The sequence below is a fragment of the Mucilaginibacter sp. UYCu711 genome (genome assembly GCF_050433825.1).
GTDB lineage: Bacteria > Bacteroidota > Bacteroidia > Sphingobacteriales > Sphingobacteriaceae > Mucilaginibacter.
This window is the reverse complement of record NZ_JBNPWM010000010.1, coordinates 50,372-67,515: the sequence shown is the minus strand read 5'-3', so window position 1 is coordinate 67,515 and position 17,144 is coordinate 50,372. Positions and strand designations below refer to the sequence as shown.

The following is a 17,144-nucleotide window of genomic DNA, read 5'->3' as shown; positions in this document are numbered from 1 at the left end:
CTCACTATGTTCGAAATGACAACTAATAAAACCTATGTCAACATTTTCTTTACAAGTACCCTGCGAGTTTGACCGCCATTACTCCGTAGTAATAAAAGACGACGGCCGTGTAGCTTACGCCTATTTATATGAGGGCGAAGACGTCATTGGCGATGTATGGCTCTATAACCAACAACAAGCACCGGCCACCTCTTTCTGGCGTACCGAAGACATGCCTTTTTTAAACCCAACCGAATACCTGGCAAAAGACGCGACCATAAAACCCATAGCCGACGAAAGCGATATCAGATGCGAATGGACAGAATCAAAAGATGATGGTTTGATAGAAGTTGGGATTTATATCCGCGATAAATTTATTGCTGCTGTAGCTTCGGGGTCCAAGCCTGGTTGGTCGGTATTGGTAGCTAAGGACGGGCCTTTGGCTTATGTGTATTAAAATTAATTAATGAGAACCAACCTATCAACCCGTCATCGCGAGGAACGAAGCGATCTCTGCGTAGGACATTCAAAAAGATAATTCTCATTTGGCGATAGCCAGCACGATCAATCTGCACATTGATTTGCAAGTGAAGAGATCGTTTCGTTCCTCGCGATGACGGGTGGAATAATAAAAAAGCCGCACGGATCTCTCCGTACGGCCTCCTATTAACTTGCAATTATTAACTAACAGGCTGCTTGCTAAAAATTTCGCGGGCGGCTTTGGCGGCGTCAACCATGTTTTGCAAGGCGACCTTAGTTTCGGGCCATTTGCGGGTCTTCAATCCGCAATCCGGGTTAACCCAGATATTACCTACCGGTAACAGGTCGGCAGCTTTTTCAAGCAGGCTAACCATTTCTTCGGTAGTAGGCACGCGTGGCGAGTGGATATCATAAACACCCGGGCCAATTTCGGCAGGGTATTTAAAGTCAGCAAAAGCTTCCAACAGTTCCATTTGCGAGCGCGAAGTTTCAATGGTGATCACATCGGCATCCATATCGGCAATGTGCTTGATGATGTCATTAAACTCGCTGTAGCACATGTGGGTGTGGATCTGTGTTTCGTCCTTTACGCCTGCGGCCGAGATGCGGAACGCTTTAACCGCCCAGTCTAAATAGGTAGCCCAATCCGCTTTGCGTAAAGGTAAACCCTCTCGTATGGCAGGCTCATCAATTTGGATCACTTTAATGCCTGCCTGCTCCAGCGCAACCACCTCGTCGCGGATAGCCAAAGCTATCTGGTTGGTTGTAACAGACCGCGGCTGATCATCGCGCACAAAGCTCCATTGCAGTATAGTAACCGGGCCGGTTAACATGCCCTTCATCAATTTGCCGGTGTTGGCTTGCGCGAAGCTGGTCCATTTAACGGTCATATCTGCCGGGCGGCTTACATCGCCATAAATAACCGGCGGTTTAACGCAACGGCTGCCATAGCTTTGCACCCAACCGTTTTTGGTGAACAGGAACCCATCCAGCAATTCGCCGAAATACTCCACCATATCATTGCGTTCAAACTCGCCATGTACCAACACATCCAGGCCAATTTCTTCCTGCCAGCGGATGGCGTCGATGGTGGCTTTTGCTATTTCGGTATCATATTGATCCTGGTCAAGGTCGCCTTTTTTTAGTTTGGCACGTAGCTGGCGGATATCATCCGTTTGCGGGAAAGACCCAATGGTAGTTGTAGGGAAGAGTGGCAGCCCAAAAGTTTGCTGCTGTATTTTCTGTCTTTCGGCAAATTTGCTAACGCGATCGGCATCCGCAGCAGTAATAGCAGCGGTGCGCTGTTTAACCTCTTGTTTGTGGATGAGCTGAGAAACATTACGGCTTGATATGGCTTTTAAATTTTCAAGGAGCAAGTCGTTATTATTACCCTCAATTATCCCGGCCAGTTCATTTATCTCGTTCAGTTTTTGTTTAGCAAACGCCATCCAGCTTTTGATGAAAGGGTTGATGGCGGTTTCCAGGTCGAGGTCGAAAGGCGTATGTAATAACGAGCAACTCGGTGCTATCATTACCCTGTCGCTGCCAATAGCTGCAATTACGTTTTTGATATAGCCTATAGACCTCACGTAATCGTTCTTCCAGATGTTCCGGCCGTCAACCACACCTAATGATAAGATCAGGTTATCAGGGATCAAACTCAACACCTTGTCCAGCTGCTGCGGCGCGCGCACCAGGTCAATATGTAAAGCATTAATTGGAAGACTTAAAGCCAGCGGTGTGTTTTCATGCAGGCTCTCAAAATAAGTTGCCACCATCAGGTTTAAGCCGGCAGTCGCTTTCCTTATCTCTTTATACGCATAGGTATAGGCATCCTTTTCCTTTTGGGTCAAATCCAACGCCAGGAAAGGCTCGTCTAACTGCACCCATTCGGCACCATAGCTTTTAAGTTTTTTAAGGATTTCGATATAAACCGGTACCAGGTTTTTAATAAGGTCGATCTTTTCAAAACCCTGCTCTTTTTCTTTGCCTAAAAGCAGGTAAGTAACCGGGCCCAGCAATACTGTCTTAGGGCTTTTGCCGATAGCCTTTTTAGCTAAATGAAATTCTTCGAATACGTTTTCAGAGAATACTTTAAACTGCTGGTTAGCTGTAAACTCGGGCACAATGTAATGGTAATTGGTGTCAAACCACTTGGTCATTTCCATGGCGGTAATGTCCAGCCCATCTTTTTGGTAACCGCGGGCCATGGCGAAGTACAGGTCGATCTCCGAGTTGTCCGGGTTCTTGCTTAGCACCTGGGTGTACCGTTGCGGGATAACACCCAGCATTAACGAGGTATCCAGCACCTGGTCATAATAACTGAAATCATTGCAGGGGATAAGGTCGATACCGGCCTCTTGCTGCAGTTTCCAGTTTTGCCCGCGGATAGCGTGGGCAGCTGCAAATAATTCTTGTTTACCGGTTTTGCCGGCCCAGTATTGTTCACTGGCTTTTTTGAGTTCACGATTGGCGCCCACACGTGGGTAGCCGAGATTGTTTTTGAGCATACGCATAAAACTTTTTTGGTTAAACATTAATTTGACTTAATGCTCCTTACGGTTTTCGGTATGCTTTCGTGGGAATGGTAATAAAAGACACGCGCAGCAAAATATACGGGCATACAACACCCATATAAATTCCTTTTTTGTGCTCTGACTACTGCTTCATTACGCGAAAGCATTGTCTTAAACAAATGGCAAGTATCCTGGCTTGTAACGTTAATGCCGTCCTTCTCATCCCTGCTGCGGACAATGGACATATTTTGGAGTTAAGGCATCAACTTTGGTGTGTTACTTACAGTTGCGCGACAGCCCGTGATTTACACACGGTTCCTTTTTAATCGCGGTCATCATAACCGCGAACCTATCTGTTGAAATAAAGTAAAGAACTTAGGCAAATATATGGAAGTTGAGACTAATCCTAATCAGGTATTAAAGATTAATCTTAATTTTAAGTCGCGATGAGCATGTACACCCTGGTAATAAACGGTAAACCCGAAGGCCCTTATACTTTAGATGAGCTAAAAGCACTAAAGATAAAACCAGGCGATTTTGTGAAAACCGACGCGATGGACGACTACAAAGAGGTCCATGAGGTTGCAGAATTGCGCCAGCTTTTCGGTTTCCAGAAACAGGCTTTGCTGCAATACTTTGGCAGTTTTGACCAGCGCGCCACTGCAGCGGTTATAGATTGGTTCCTGGTGTCGACAGCTTGTGCCGTACTGGCATTTATAGTAACCATATTTTTAAGTAATAAGATAGCCTTAATAGCCGTAGCATTGAGCTTATTGGTTATCATACCAATTGTAAACCTGGTTTATCATATTGTTATGGAAAGCTCGGCAAAGCAAGGTACCTACGGTAAGCAAATACTAAAGATCAGGGTTTGCGATATGCAGGGCGATCGGATCTCGACGAGCCATGCCGCCGGGAGGAATTTCGCCAAGGTATTGTCCGTGCTTACGTTGGGTATTGGCTACCTGTATTGCTTTTTCAATAAACAGCAGCAATGCCTGCATGATAGAGTTGCCGAAACACTGGTGATTAAGGATAGGATTGATTAGGTTGTCATTCTGCGCGCGATAAGCCGACAGGCTACCTGTCAATTTTAGAAGATCCTGAGCGTAGAGAAGGATGACAAAAAACTATATCTTAGTTTCAAATTATAAACCAATGAAATACCTGTACCTGCTCTGCGCATTGCTAACTGCAATAGCTGTAAAAGCGCAAACCAAAGACACCCTTTTATTAGCCGACCCAACTATGTTTTATGAGGACGGGCAATACTATGTTTATGGCACAGGCAGCAATAAAGGCTTCCCCGTTTATCAATCATCCGATCTGGTAAACTGGCGCAGTAATGTAGGCAAAGCCGCGGACGGGCTTGCTTTAGCAATGGGTGATAGCTATGGTACCAATAAGTTTTGGGCACCACAGGTATTTAAAAATAAAGGTAAATACTATATGGCCTATGCTGCTAACGAATATGTAGCTATTGCCGAAGGCGATAGTCCGCTTGGGCCATTTAAGCAGCAAACAATTAAAGCCATATCCGGGCCGGTACACCAGATAGACCCTTATATTTTTAAAGATACCGATGGTAAACTGTACCTGTACTTTGTACGGCTGCAAAAAGGTAACCGTATATTTGTGGCACCGCTAAAAGACGACCTGTCGGATATTGACACAGCCGCTGCCAAAGAATGTGTAAACTCGATCCTCCCATGGGAGAATACCGCTAACAGCCGCTGGCTGGTATGCGAGGGTCCAACCGTAGTTAAACATGGTAACTTATACTACCTGCTTTACTCAAGCAATGACTATCAGAATATTGATTACGCCATAGGTTATGCCACTGCTACCTCGCCTATGGGGCCATGGACAAAAAACCCAACCAACCCTATTATAGACCGCCACCTGGTGGGCTTTAACGGTACCGGCCATGGCGATGTATTTACGGGTAAGGACGGGCAGTTATATTACGTAATGCATACCCACAACAGTAATACCAAAGTGCAGCGGCGCAAAACGGCCGTCATCAAACTAAACTTTACCAAAACAAAACCGGCCACATTAGTGGCCGATAAGGATAGTTTCCGTTTTTTAACTATTGATCAAAAATAATTAGGCGCTTAGTATCGCCGCCATATACTCGCGGCATTTGGCAACCTCTTTTACGTCGGTCGAGTCGGCCGGCACTTTGTATTCCAGCTCGATAGTCGCGGGGAACTTGTACCTGTTTTTCTTCATCAACTGCAGTACATCTTTTATTGGCGTATCGCCTAATCCAAACTCGGTGTTAGGCCCGTTGTTTACTTTACGGTCCTTAATGTGCATGCTGGTAATACGGGCATGGTTTTTCTCAATAAACTCGATAGTGTTGGTGTTATTACCGGCTATATAGTGGCCAATATCCAGGTTTATGCAATTATATTCAGACTGTGCCATCGCAGTATCCCATAATTGCGGGGTAGCCTGGGTATGGGCATGATAACCTACCCGGATTTTATGTTTGGTGGCTATATCGCCGATACGTTGGGTTTGAGCATCGTTATGCTCGGGCATTTCGCAGTTACAATGGTTTGCACCTAATGCTTTGGCTGCTTTAAAAGCGTAGTTTATCTCTTCGTCGGTATTACCTGTGCCAAACACTACCGGCTTATAGGCATATATGGTAACGCCGGCATCTTTAAACATTTTACCTATCTCTTTAAATTTATCTATGGGGAAATTTGCGCGCCACTCGGCCATTGCCTTGTTAAAATCAGCCGCGGATTGTCCCGCTACCTTTTTTGGAGCGCCTGCCGATAATTCGGTAGCATCACCACGTAACTCAACTCCACTAATGTTATCCTGTAAACAATATTGCAGCATATCCTCGGCAGTAACATTCTTCATGTGGCCGTACGAGTAAGTGGTAACACCTATCAGCACCCCGCCAACAACCGAATTTGGTTTATCAGCCTTAAAAAAAGAATTAGCTAATGCCATTTTAGGCAGAATTAATGCCCCTGCTGCGGCAATTGCACTGCTGCCGATAAATCCGCGGCGCGATAGGTTATTAATGTTCATAATGCGTTGTTATAATGGTTGATGCCAAATTAGTAAAATTTAATAAGATAAAAACCTGCTTATAAAATTGTTACAGGATGGTTCCGCTTTGATGTGCGGGAGTGGCTGGATTTTGATGGCGAGGATGCGCGCCGTTGACTCACCCGATCATCGCTGCGCTCGACCACCCTCTCTTCACCTTCGGTGGAAAGAGGGTTAATCAAAAGAAAAGAAACAACCCTCTTTCCGCGCAGCGAAGAGAGGGTCGCGCACGAAGTGCCGCGGGGTGAGTCGACGGCGCGCGTTATTGCCATTATCGATGCTGACTGCTGTTGTTTCATTTTTGTTTCATAAGTGTGTTTTATCGCTGCTAAAACACGAAAATTGTAATTGATTGATAAACAAGATGATAATTAAGATTTATTCAGAAAAACACCTACTGATAAGTTGTTTCATTTTGTTTCACTCTTTTTTGTAAATTATTATTTTTTAGATAGTTAACCAAAAATCCTGTTTCACTTGTTTCATCTGGTTCATGTTTTTGTGAAACAAACATTATTTATCATCTGCTTATTCACACACTTGCACATCTGCATAGCTATCTGCATATTTGCACATCCACATATTTGCACATCAAAAATGTCCTTATCCGATTTCTTTACGCCTGTTGATCTGAATACTATCGCCCCAAAAAACGGCTATTACAGCAGTCATTTCGGTAGTAAGATAGCGTGCTATACCGATAGTTTCCCGGACCTGGACCAACCCGCAGATATCGCCATAATTGGTGTGCAGGAAGACCGTAATGCCGTAAACAATCCGGGTTGTGCATTAGCTCCTGATTATGTCAGGGAGAAACTATACCAGCTGCATGAAGGCGCGTACACCACAAAAATTGTCGACCTTGGCAATATCAAACAGGGGCAGACCGTAACAGATACCTATTACGCGCTTAAAACTGTAGTTGCCGAGCTGATCAAAAAGGATATCATCCCGGTAATTATTGGTGGCGGGCAGGACCTTACCTACGCGCAATACCTGGGTTATGAAACTTTAGAGCAAAAGGTGGACCTGGTGGTGGTAGACTCGCACTTTGACCTGGAGGATGATGACAATACCGAAACTATTGAAACTACCTCGGCATCCTACCTCAATAAAATATTTCTGCATGAGCCTAATTACCTGTTTAATTACAGCAACCTTGGCTACCAAACTTTTTTTGCCAGCCAGGATAGTCTGCGCGTAATGGAGAAGCTATATTTTGACGTGAACCGGCTGGGTAACTTAAGCAGCAATATAGCTGTAGCCGAACCTACCATCCGCAATGCCAATATGGTAAGCTTTGATATCAGCGCCATCCGCTCGGCCGACGCGGTGGCTAATGCCAACGCCACACCAAATGGCTTGTACGGCGAAGAAGCCTGCCAGATATGCCGCTACGCGGGATTTAACGACAAGCTAACCTCGATAGGTTTTTACGAGTTTAACCCGGCTTATGACAGCAACGGGCAAACCGCCATGCTGCTATCGCAAATGATCTGGTATTTTATTGATGGCGTATATAACCGTAAAAAAGATTTTCCGCTCCATCCAAAATCACAGTACCTTATTTATAAAACCAGCTTAAAGCACGATGACCATGAACTGGTGTTTGTAAAAAGCAAAAAATCAGACCGTTGGTGGATGCAGGTGCCTTACCCAACCGGCGGCTCAAAAAACGAACGCTTCCATTTAGTACCCTGCCAGTACGAAGATTATAAAACTGCGGTAAGCGGCGAAATGCCTGATCTTTGGTGGCGCACTTATCAAAAATTAACTTAGATACAATTGCAGCAGCTATTATCCGTTATAACTCCTGTATCTTTTAAAAATAAATGAAGAAATTACTTTTTATCCTATCGGCATTATTGCCGGCACTTGCATTTGCACAGGCACCTGCTACTAACTTTACTATAAATGGAAAGGTGGGCAAAGTTGGCCCGCCGGCATGGGCCTATTTATTTTACCAGGTTGGTGCCAATAAGGTTGTAGATTCTGCCCAGGTTACTAACGGTAGTTTTTTGATCAGTGGCTTCCTTGCCGATCCATCATACGCCATGTTGGTTATAGATCACCAGGGAACCGGCGTTGCCAAATTGGGGAACACACCTGATATGGTAACTTTTTTCCTGGACAAAGGCAGTATTAATGTAACCACTACTAAAGACTCCGTTAAAACCGCAGCCGTTACCGGTTCGGTCATGAATGATGATAATAAGGCGCTAACCTTACAATTAAAGCCTATTAATGACGATGCTAAAAAATTAAACGACGAAAAAAACGCAGCGACAACAACTCAGCAGGCATCGGCCGAGTACCAGCACGACTTACAAGGCAAGTACAAAGCTTTGCAGGACAGGCAACGCAACGTTTTTATAACTTTTATAAAGGGCCACCCGGCAAGCTATTTAAGTTTAATGGTTTTGGGGCAGATGAGTAAACAGGGCATTGACCCGGTAGAATTAGATAAACTATTTGTCGGCTTAGATGCCACTGTGCAAAATATGGAGGTTGCAAAAATCCTGAAAAAATCGCTCGACGAACTGCGTGCCACAGCTGTTGGCAGTATGGCACCTGATTTTACACAGAATGATGTAAATGGCACCCCGGTTAAATTATCCTCATTCAGGGGTAAGTACGTGTTGCTTGATTTTTGGGCATCATGGTGTGGCCCTTGCAGGCAAGAGAACCCAAATGTTGTAAGGGCTTACAATAAATATAAAGATAAAAACTTTACCATACTCGGGGTTTCATTAGACAGGCCCGATGGTAAGGCCGACTGGCAAAAGGCCATAAAAACAGACGGCTTAACCTGGACACAGGTATCCGACCTTAAATATGGCGACAACGAGGCCGCGATTTTATATTATGTACAAGCAATACCGGCTAACTTTTTACTGGACCCGTCAGGTAAAATAATAGCCAAAAACCTTCGTGGCAGTGATCTGGATGATAAGCTGGCAGAGTTGCTTGGGAAATAAAATTCTTAAACAAACATGTCATTTCGAAACGAGGAACGAGTGAGAAATCTTATACGCTTTGCTAATTCGCTCGTATAAGATTTCTCGCTACGCTTCGAAATGACAACGTTTATTAATATATTCCTACTGCAAATACTTTCCAACTATAGGCATCCTTCTGCCCATGCCAAATGCTTTTGGCGATACCCGTAATATTGGTGGTGTTTGATAGCGCTTATGCTCGGCAAGGTTTATCAGTTTTATAGCACGATGTACCGTTGCTTCGTCATAACCCATTTTAATGATCTGGGCAGCCGAGCAGCGATGCTCAATATATTCGGCTAAGATCTTATCCAGTATATCGTACTCAGGTAATGAGTCTGAATCTTTTTGTCCCGGCCTTAATTCGGCTGAGGGTGGTTTGACGATGGAATTTTCAGGGATGACCTCTTTATCGCGGTTAATATATCGCGCCAGCTCAAAAACCTGCGTTTTATAAACATCGCCAATAACAGAAATACCGCCGCACATATCGCCATATAAAGTACCATACCCTACCGCAGCCTCACTTTTGTTTGAAGTGTTGAGCAGGATAAACCCGAATTTATTACACATCGCCATCAGTAATATGGCGCGGCTACGCGATTGTATATTCTCTTCGGCTATATTAAATGGCAGATCTTTAAATTGCGGGTGCAGTGCCGTTTCAAATGCTTCGGTAATATTTTTTATGGCGATGGTTTCGCTCATGCAGCCCAGGTTAGCTACCAGGTCCTCAGCATCCTTTAGCGAGTGGTCGCTTGAGAATTTTGATGGCAACAGTACCGCCATCACATTTTCCGCTCCCAATGCCTCAGCGGCCAACGCGCATACAACTGCCGAATCAATACCGCCTGATAAGCCTAATATCGCCCTGCTAAATCCAGACTTATGGAAATAATCGCGGATACCTAATATCAGCGCCTGGTGGATCTGTGCGATATCACTCTCGCGTTCTTTTTTTACGGTTGACGGATGATCAAAAGATATCGCGTCGTTATCATCTAAAGTATAATAGGTTAAGCATTCCTCAAAGTAAGGCAGCTCATCAACCAGGTTACCGGCTTTATCAAATACTAACGATCCGCCATCAAATATCAGTTCGGTTTGCGCGCCTACATGGTTAACATAAAACAGCGGCAAATTATACCGGATAACGTTATCTTTTAAAATAGCAATCCGTTCCTCATCATGGTTATAAGCAAATGGCGACGCGGCTATATTAATCATCACATCCGGGTTTTGCTTTATCAGCGTATCCATCGGGCGGGTAATGTATAGCGGGTTTTCAATGGTGTTCCACAGGTCCTCGCAAATAGTTAATGCTATGCGCTTGCCTTTAAACTCGATACAATTAAACTCTGTCGACGGCTCAAAATAGCGGTACTCGTCAAAAATATCGTAGTTAGGTAGCAGCGCCTTGTTTACTACTGCTTTAACCTTCCCGTTCTCAATAAAATAAGCCGAGTTGTTCAGGTCCTTTCCTTCCGGCTTATGATTAGGGATAGGCAAACCAATTATACAAGCGATATCTATACACTCGGCAGCAATTTGTTGTGCCGCTATTTCGCATTGGTTTATAAACTCGCTAAACTCCAGGAAATCGCGCGCCGGGTAGCCGCAAACGCATAGCTCGGCAAATACAACCAGGTCGGCCCCGTTTTGCTTCGCTTTTTTTATGTTTTGGATAATATGCGCCGTGTTCGACTCAAAATTACCAACGTGATAGTTAAGCTGGGCTAAAGCAATTTTCATAAATATATTCTAAGTATCCGCTTGCACCTAAATGCAAATAATAAATTAAATTTGTTGAAAGTATAAAAATGATACCATCCTTCTACAAGTTCAAACAAATTTATTTAATTTTTATTATCGGCGTGCTGTTAACAGCCTGCGGCCGAAACAAAAAAATTGATGTCAGCAATATACCAATTGATGTTAAAATAGAACGCTTTGACCACGATTTTGACGGTTTGCGTACAAAACCAATGGAGCAACAAGCCATATTTATGCTGCAAAAGTATGGGGGCTTTTACCGCGATTATACCCAGCAGATCCTGGAAGCCGGCAGCATTAATGATACGGCCTATTTTAACACGCTGCGTAACGTTTTTAAGGGCCAGGCGTATTTGGACCTGAAACATGACGTTGATGCCGTATACCCCGGCAATATGGCTAAACAGGAGGCCGAGCTAACAGATGCCTTCAGGCGGATAAAATATTATTATCCCAAGAAATCAATCCCAAAAGTATATGCTTATTTCTCGGGCTTTAAAGCGCAAACATCTGTTGGCGATGGTTATTTTGGGATAGGGCTGGATTTGTTTTTAGGCGCCGATTCAAGATTTTACCCGGCTTTAACAGAGGTGTTCCCCCGGTATATCTCAAGGCGCTTTACACCCGAAAATATTGCGCCGCGTGTGGTTGAAGGTATGGCCCGCGAGGATATGTTCCCCGAAAGTGAAAATGATAAAACATTGTTATCAAAAATGGTGTATAATGGTAAGATACTTTACTTTATGGACCAAATATTACCAGACGTAGCCGACTCTGTAAAGATTGGCTACACCACCCAGCAAATAAAATGGTGTACAGATTTTAAATCGACGATATGGGCTTACCTTTTAGAGCAAAACCTGTTGTACGAAACTGACGATCAGAAGATCCAAACTTATATTAACGAGGCACCCTTTACCCCGCAATTGGGCGAGCATAACCAATCGGCACCTAAATTAGGTGTATGGACCGGCTGGCAAATTGTAAAGGAGTATATGGACAGGCACCCCGACGTTACCTTGCAGCAACTAATGAACAACCAGGATGCGCAAAAAATATTGAATGATTCAAAATACCGGCCCAAATAGCTACAAGCTAAGGCACAAAAAAAGCGTCCCGCAAATACTGCAGGACGCTTTTTTGTTAATATATAAGTTAAAGTATAAGTTACTTGATAATGGAAAACACTGCTTTTAAAGCAACGCCTGTACCAACCGCTAATATAACGTTAGCAACAGCCGACGCATGTCTAAAGTCCGCGAAGCGTAAATAAACGCCAACTAAACCTATAACTATAGCAATTACTAATAATATGTAATGGCGGTCTGAATTTGCTTCTTGTATTGAGCTCATAGTGCTTATTTTTTTATTGCTACAAAAATAGAAATGTTTACCGAAAAACTAATACCGTTTTAAAGATTTTAAATATTTGTTTTTAACAGCATTCCCTCCGTCCCCTCAGGGTCTCTCGGAGAGGACCCTGAGGGTGCATTTGCCATACGCAGGGTCCTCTGCGAGAGACCCTGCTGAGACGGGTTATATTGTTGGTTTTGAAATTGATTTTTTACGATAAGCCTTTACCGTTAACCAAATACCAATACCTGCTGCAATAAACACCCAGGCATTAACCAGTATCAGCATAAACTCTTTAAAAATGTACCAGCCATTACCAAAGGCCAGGCCCACCCTGTTAAAGAAAGGAATATTATAAGCCGATGGGTTATCATTAGCAATAATCTCTTTAAGGATAGTGTTACTTTGATAAAAGCTTAAACTCACGGTACTGTATTTTACAGCGTCGTCAATACGGCGGTTACTTATTTGCTGGTCTATCAGGTCGTCTTTTAAAAGCAATACGTCGGCAGGGTTCTTTATAGTTACCTTGCCTTTGCGTTGCTGATTTAAAAACTCGCGGCGTCCGGTTACTTTAAGTTGTGATGAAAGATAATCCAAGGTCTTATCTTCCAGGTCCATCTTGCGGAGCGTGACATAGATGCCCATATGGCTAACCTGGTTCATGTATTCATCCAGCTTTTCTGATGGTACTTTAGCCGTTATCTCGCAATTGGTATTCATGGCCGATACCCGCATTACCGAATCGTCGCTTATCTTAACATCGTGACTATTATTAACAGATGATGTGGTTTGATGATGAACGATGGTGCCCTTAAACTGTGTAGTCAAAGCGGTTACCTTTTCACTGCTTTGCTGTACGTTTTTTACCTTGAAACCGATCTCGGCTGTTTTAACAATTTTGGGTTGATTGCCAACGGAATCAGTTTGCTTAACCGCAATACTATCGGCTGATGATCTGTCGGTTTCATAGTTACCGGATCCTTTACAAGCGGCCAGCAGCACAACGCCTGCCAGCAGCAGATTTAAAATTTTGTTTTTCATGATGGATAGATTTAAATGGTTTAGTATTGATACCAAAACATGTTAAATAGTAACCCATTATAAGTGCTGATTATAAAGTTGTTACAATTGAAGTTACTCCGACAACGCGGTGTTACAGGTGTTTCAGGTGTGACACCTGTTTCTGTAACACTGTAACAATAAAATCCTGTATTAATGAGATGAAATCATAATTGAGCGTTCTCTAAGTGTGCCAGGTGTGCCAGCTGTGCCAACTGTTACACCCGTGCCTGGCACAGTACAGTATGTCCTATACTTCCCCCTCGCGCTTGCGCAAAAACCACTCGATAGCCAGCAACGCAACAATCAACCCGAAGATCCATTTCACATCTATCATATCGTTGTAGTGGCTGTCCTCATACACCAGGGTTTTGATGTTTTCGTTCTTGCGGATCAGGTCGGCCAGCTGGCCAATCTGCGAAGGGTATAACATTTGCCCGCCGCCCTGCTTAGCCATATTTTTTAACAGCTGATGATTAGCCGCGCTCTGGCGGATTTCGAGATTAAGTGGCTTAACTGTTAACTGCCCATTGGCATTGAAAAGACGGTTCCCTAATTTGGTCGACGCGGCATAAGTATATTCCCCAACCGGTAATGTACCGGCATCCAGCTGGTAGCTTTGCCCGTTACGCGTGGCTAAAAAGCTGTAGTTTTTACCATCGGCATTTTTAAGTTCTATTCTTACGTCGGGGGTGTTAACCAGTTCAAGCGCATCGTTGTACAACTCGGCGTTTATCAATACATTCTCGCCCTCGTCAAAAATATTTTTTGCAGGATAGGCCCTAAAGCGCTGCCTGTTGGCATTGGCGGTAAGGTACTGCACGCTTTGGCTAAATAGTTCTTCTAGAGCATGATGATTGCCGTAAGCCTCAAACTCGGCCAACTGCCAGCGCCAAAGGCCCTCGCCGGTAAGCACACCTATGCGGCGGCCATTATCATCGCCAAATAACAACAATGGGTAACTGGTAGTAACCGTACCGATGCGCTGTTTAAACAAAATGCCGTTGGTAACCGCCGCGGTATAGCTGCCAAACGGCGCCATTAAAGGCGGCATCCGGCTTATTTTTTGCATGGTGGAGTCTGTCATCACAAACGACGTAAACTCGGCCGCGGGTTGGGCAAAAACCTCCTGCATATCCAACCGGCCCGCGCTTATGCGGGTTAATTTTTGAACCTCGTTAAAGCTGCCCAGATTAGCCTGCCCGCCTAATAAATACCATATGGGTGTTTTGCCTTTAACTAATTCGCTAAGCTGGCCGTTTGCAGCAGGCATAGTTTGATGCAGGATAACCAGGCTATAATCGCTCAGCTTTAAACCTGCGATATCTGCCACCTGGCTGGTTTTCAACTCGTAGTTTTTATTGGCTTCTATAGCTTGTTTAATAACGGTAATGTCCGGGTGGGGGCCATCATACAATAACAGTATTTTTTGCTTGGCATCCAGCACTTCTACATAAATAGTTTCCGTGTTGTTTTGGGTAGACAGCTCGTTTTTTACCGGTGTAATGCTGATATTAAATTTATGGATCCCTTTTCTATCGGCATTTAACTTAATGGTCAGGATCTTTTTAAAAGCATCATTAGTTACCGGGATTATCTGCCCGTTTACCTGGCGGCCATCTTCGGTAATACTCAAGTGCATGGTTTCGCCTTTGCTTTGGTAGGCCTGGGCTAATACCTCTATCTCGAAATCGTTCCCTAAAAACGCGGTTTTGTTATAGTTTACATTGCCAATCAGCAGGTCGCGTTTAGCGACGGTGTCGCCTAAGGCTATGGTGTAAACGTTGGTTTTGAAGTTACGCGCCTCGTATTGCGGGTCGGCGTCCTGGTTATATAAACCGTCGGTAGCCAATACCAACGCGCCGATGTTTTGGTTAACAAACCTATCATTTAACTGGCGCAAAGCAGCGGCTATATTGGTTTGCTTATTATTAAACGTTTTTGATAAGCCGTTACTTAGGTCATGCCCGAAATTAAATTCCTGCACCTCGTAACCATCGCCCAATTGTTGTTTTAGCTTACCCAACTCATCAACAAATTTAGCCGGGTCAAAACCAGCCGGGTGGAAAGTATTGATAGAACCTGAATTATCCTGCGCTATTAAAACCAACGGCTTTTGCGGTTTATAATTGGTCGACCGTACCAATGGTGACACCAGCAGCAACGCGATCAAACACACCACAATCGCCCTGAAAGCCGCCAACACATACCTGAATTTATTGGACAGGTTTACCGGTTGCCGGTACATCAGCCATGCATACAACGCACCCAACAGCAGGCAAACAGGTGCCCACCAGCCGGAAACAGTACCCCAGGTGATTGAAAATAGCAGCATTTTTAAGGTTGAACGTTATACGTAATACGTTTTACGTTATTGTGCAAAATGCAAAAATATTGTGAATGTTTAGTGTAATAATGTTGATAAGAGGTTAGCTCATCCAGGTGTACTTTTGTCTAACTATTTGCCATTGGCCTTTTATTTTTCTTAAAATAAACATATACCCCATCGCGCCTTCTGCATACCTGTTTAGTTGCACATATGCTTGCTGCTGATCTAATGAAAAAACAGGTATGGACAATTCCTAATAGGGCGTTCTTTTTTTCCTTTTATTTTGCTCCTCTTTTAATTCATTTCCACTAATAAATCTAACGTTTGCTAAAGATTTTTTGTCAACCTTAAACTGCTTCAAGAAATAGTATTGTGTGAGGATATACAGTGAGTCTGCTTTTTTAAAGTGTAAAGGGTCTTTAGAGTTTAGCATTTGATTAATAGATACAGTATAAAAATCACTTGTTTCGGCAGCGATAACAGTAACTTTTTTAAGATCGGTTAATAGTTTTAAACTATCCAAAGCATTGTAATGTGCAATACCCGGTTTGGTAATAGCCATACCCATCGAATCAAATAACACTACGCAGCTTTGCTGGGTAATAATAGCTTTTACAATATCATTAATATCTTTCTTATTCGGCACAGGGTAATCCTTCTTAGGCTCATGGCATCCAAAAAGAAATATCCCAACCACAAAAAGTAAAAATCCGCGCATAAAAAAACAGCATATCTGTATTACCAAATATGCTGTTTTAAATATAATCCGGCAACTAATCTCTAATCACCGATCTTTAATCTCTACCTACAACATTCCTCCATCAACCGGGATAACCTGGCCGGTGATGTATGTTGCCATGTCAGACGCAAGGAATACGCAGGCGTTAGCTACGTCTTCGGTTTCGCCGGCGCGTTTAAGCGGGATAGATGCTGCCCAACCTTCAACTACTTTCGGGTCTAACACCTCGGTCATTTCGGTACGGATAAAGCCCGGTGCAATAACGTTGGTGCGGATATTACGCGAGCCTAATTCTTTAGCTATTGATTTAGAGAAACCAATAATACCTGCCTTTGAAGCCGCGTAATTTGATTGCCCGGCATTACCATCAACCCCAACAACCGAGCTCATGTTAATAAACACACCATCGCGGGCTTTCATCATTATTTTTGATGCCGCTTTGGTAATATTGAATATAGATTTAAGGTTAACGGTTAAAACGTCATCCCATTGCTCTTCGGTCATACGCATCAGCAAACCATCTTTAGTTATGCCGGCGTTGTTAACCACTATGTTTAAAGTGCCAAAATCGGCAACTATATCATTGATCAGTTTTTCTGCTTCATCAAATTTTGAAGCATCGCTGCGGTAACCTTTTATCTGGGTACCAAAGCTTTGCAGTTCCTGCTCAAGGGCCAGGCCTTTTTCAACAGATGATAAATAAGTAAAAGCCACATTAGCGCCATGCTCGGCAAACTTTTCGGCAATTTTGCGCCCAATTCCTTTTGACGCTCCGGTTATTAACGCGGTTTTTCCTTCTAATAATTTCATAAACTTTTAAACAATGCTGTTTAGGG

14 protein-coding genes and 1 riboswitch are annotated in these 17,144 nt (G+C 43.6%); of the genes, 6 read left to right on the top strand and 8 right to left on the bottom strand.

What is annotated here, in order from left to right:
* Positions 1 to 34 precede the first annotated feature (34 nt).
* Positions 35 to 436: a hypothetical protein gene (locus ABIB50_RS20130; RefSeq protein ID WP_429382691.1), complete on the top strand. Its 402-nt coding sequence runs from the start codon at positions 35 to 37 to the stop codon at positions 434 to 436.
* Between the two features lie 223 nt (positions 437 to 659).
* Here ABIB50_RS20130 and metE read toward each other — a convergent pair whose 3' ends face one another.
* Positions 660 to 2,969, bottom strand: coding sequence for a 5-methyltetrahydropteroyltriglutamate--homocysteine S-methyltransferase (gene metE, locus ABIB50_RS20125; protein ID WP_429383087.1), 2,310 nt, complete (start codon positions 2,967 to 2,969; stop codon positions 660 to 662).
* 170 nt (positions 2,970 to 3,139) lie between these two features.
* A riboswitch (cobalamin riboswitch) is annotated at positions 3,140 to 3,344 on the bottom strand.
* 77 nt (positions 3,345 to 3,421) lie between these two features.
* On the opposite strand from metE, the gene ABIB50_RS20120 reads away from it, so the two are divergent.
* Together ABIB50_RS20120 and ABIB50_RS20115 are read left to right on the top strand one after the other, a co-directional pair.
* Complete coding sequence (locus tag ABIB50_RS20120) at positions 3,422 to 4,024, top strand: RDD family protein (RefSeq protein ID WP_429382689.1); 603 nt, start codon at positions 3,422 to 3,424, stop codon at positions 4,022 to 4,024.
* A 109-nt stretch (positions 4,025 to 4,133) separates the two neighbouring features.
* Entirely contained in the window at positions 4,134 to 5,084 is a 951-nt protein-coding gene (locus tag ABIB50_RS20115; RefSeq protein WP_429382687.1) for a glycoside hydrolase family 43 protein, read from the top strand.
* Here ABIB50_RS20115 and ABIB50_RS20110 read toward each other — a convergent pair whose 3' ends face one another.
* Entirely contained in the window at positions 5,085 to 6,032 is a 948-nt protein-coding gene (locus ABIB50_RS20110) for a sugar phosphate isomerase/epimerase family protein (RefSeq protein ID WP_429382685.1), read from the bottom strand.
* Positions 6,033 to 6,650: 618 nt separating this feature from the next.
* Between ABIB50_RS20110 and ABIB50_RS20105 the strand changes: the two genes are divergently transcribed.
* Both ABIB50_RS20105 and ABIB50_RS20100 read left to right on the top strand, forming a co-directional pair.
* Complete coding sequence (locus tag ABIB50_RS20105; RefSeq protein WP_429382683.1) at positions 6,651 to 7,832, top strand: formimidoylglutamase; 1,182 nt, start codon at positions 6,651 to 6,653, stop codon at positions 7,830 to 7,832.
* 53 nt (positions 7,833 to 7,885) lie between these two features.
* The gene (locus ABIB50_RS20100; RefSeq protein WP_429382681.1) at positions 7,886 to 9,031 is read left to right on the top strand and encodes a redoxin domain-containing protein; all 1,146 of its coding nucleotides are present in this window, start codon (positions 7,886 to 7,888) and stop codon (positions 9,029 to 9,031) included.
* Positions 9,032 to 9,154: 123 nt separating this feature from the next.
* Here ABIB50_RS20100 and ABIB50_RS20095 read toward each other — a convergent pair whose 3' ends face one another.
* Complete coding sequence (locus ABIB50_RS20095; RefSeq protein WP_429382679.1) at positions 9,155 to 10,804, bottom strand: NAD+ synthase; 1,650 nt, start codon at positions 10,802 to 10,804, stop codon at positions 9,155 to 9,157.
* Positions 10,805 to 10,872: 68 nt separating this feature from the next.
* On the opposite strand from ABIB50_RS20095, the gene gldB reads away from it, so the two are divergent.
* The gene (gldB, locus tag ABIB50_RS20090; protein WP_429382678.1) at positions 10,873 to 11,913 is read left to right on the top strand and encodes a gliding motility lipoprotein GldB; all 1,041 of its coding nucleotides are present in this window, start codon (positions 10,873 to 10,875) and stop codon (positions 11,911 to 11,913) included.
* 79 nt (positions 11,914 to 11,992) lie between these two features.
* On the opposite strand, the gene ABIB50_RS20085 is transcribed toward gldB, so the two are convergent.
* From ABIB50_RS20085 to fabG, 5 genes are all read right to left on the bottom strand, one after another.
* The gene (locus tag ABIB50_RS20085; RefSeq protein WP_429382676.1) at positions 11,993 to 12,178 is read right to left on the bottom strand and encodes a hypothetical protein; all 186 of its coding nucleotides are present in this window, start codon (positions 12,176 to 12,178) and stop codon (positions 11,993 to 11,995) included.
* Between the two features lie 183 nt (positions 12,179 to 12,361).
* A complete protein-coding gene (locus tag ABIB50_RS20080) occupies positions 12,362 to 13,222 on the bottom strand; it encodes a DUF4349 domain-containing protein (RefSeq protein ID WP_429382675.1) in 861 nt (286 codons plus the stop codon).
* Between the two features lie 268 nt (positions 13,223 to 13,490).
* The gene (locus tag ABIB50_RS20075; protein ID WP_429382673.1) at positions 13,491 to 15,575 is read right to left on the bottom strand and encodes a hypothetical protein; all 2,085 of its coding nucleotides are present in this window, start codon (positions 15,573 to 15,575) and stop codon (positions 13,491 to 13,493) included.
* Positions 15,576 to 15,822: 247 nt separating this feature from the next.
* Positions 15,823 to 16,287: a hypothetical protein gene (locus ABIB50_RS20070; RefSeq protein ID WP_429382671.1), complete on the bottom strand. Its 465-nt coding sequence runs from the start codon at positions 16,285 to 16,287 to the stop codon at positions 15,823 to 15,825.
* An 87-nt stretch (positions 16,288 to 16,374) separates the two neighbouring features.
* Positions 16,375 to 17,118: a 3-oxoacyl-[acyl-carrier-protein] reductase gene (gene fabG / locus ABIB50_RS20065; RefSeq protein ID WP_429382669.1), complete on the bottom strand. Its 744-nt coding sequence runs from the start codon at positions 17,116 to 17,118 to the stop codon at positions 16,375 to 16,377.
* Between the last annotated feature and the right edge of the window lie 26 nt (positions 17,119 to 17,144).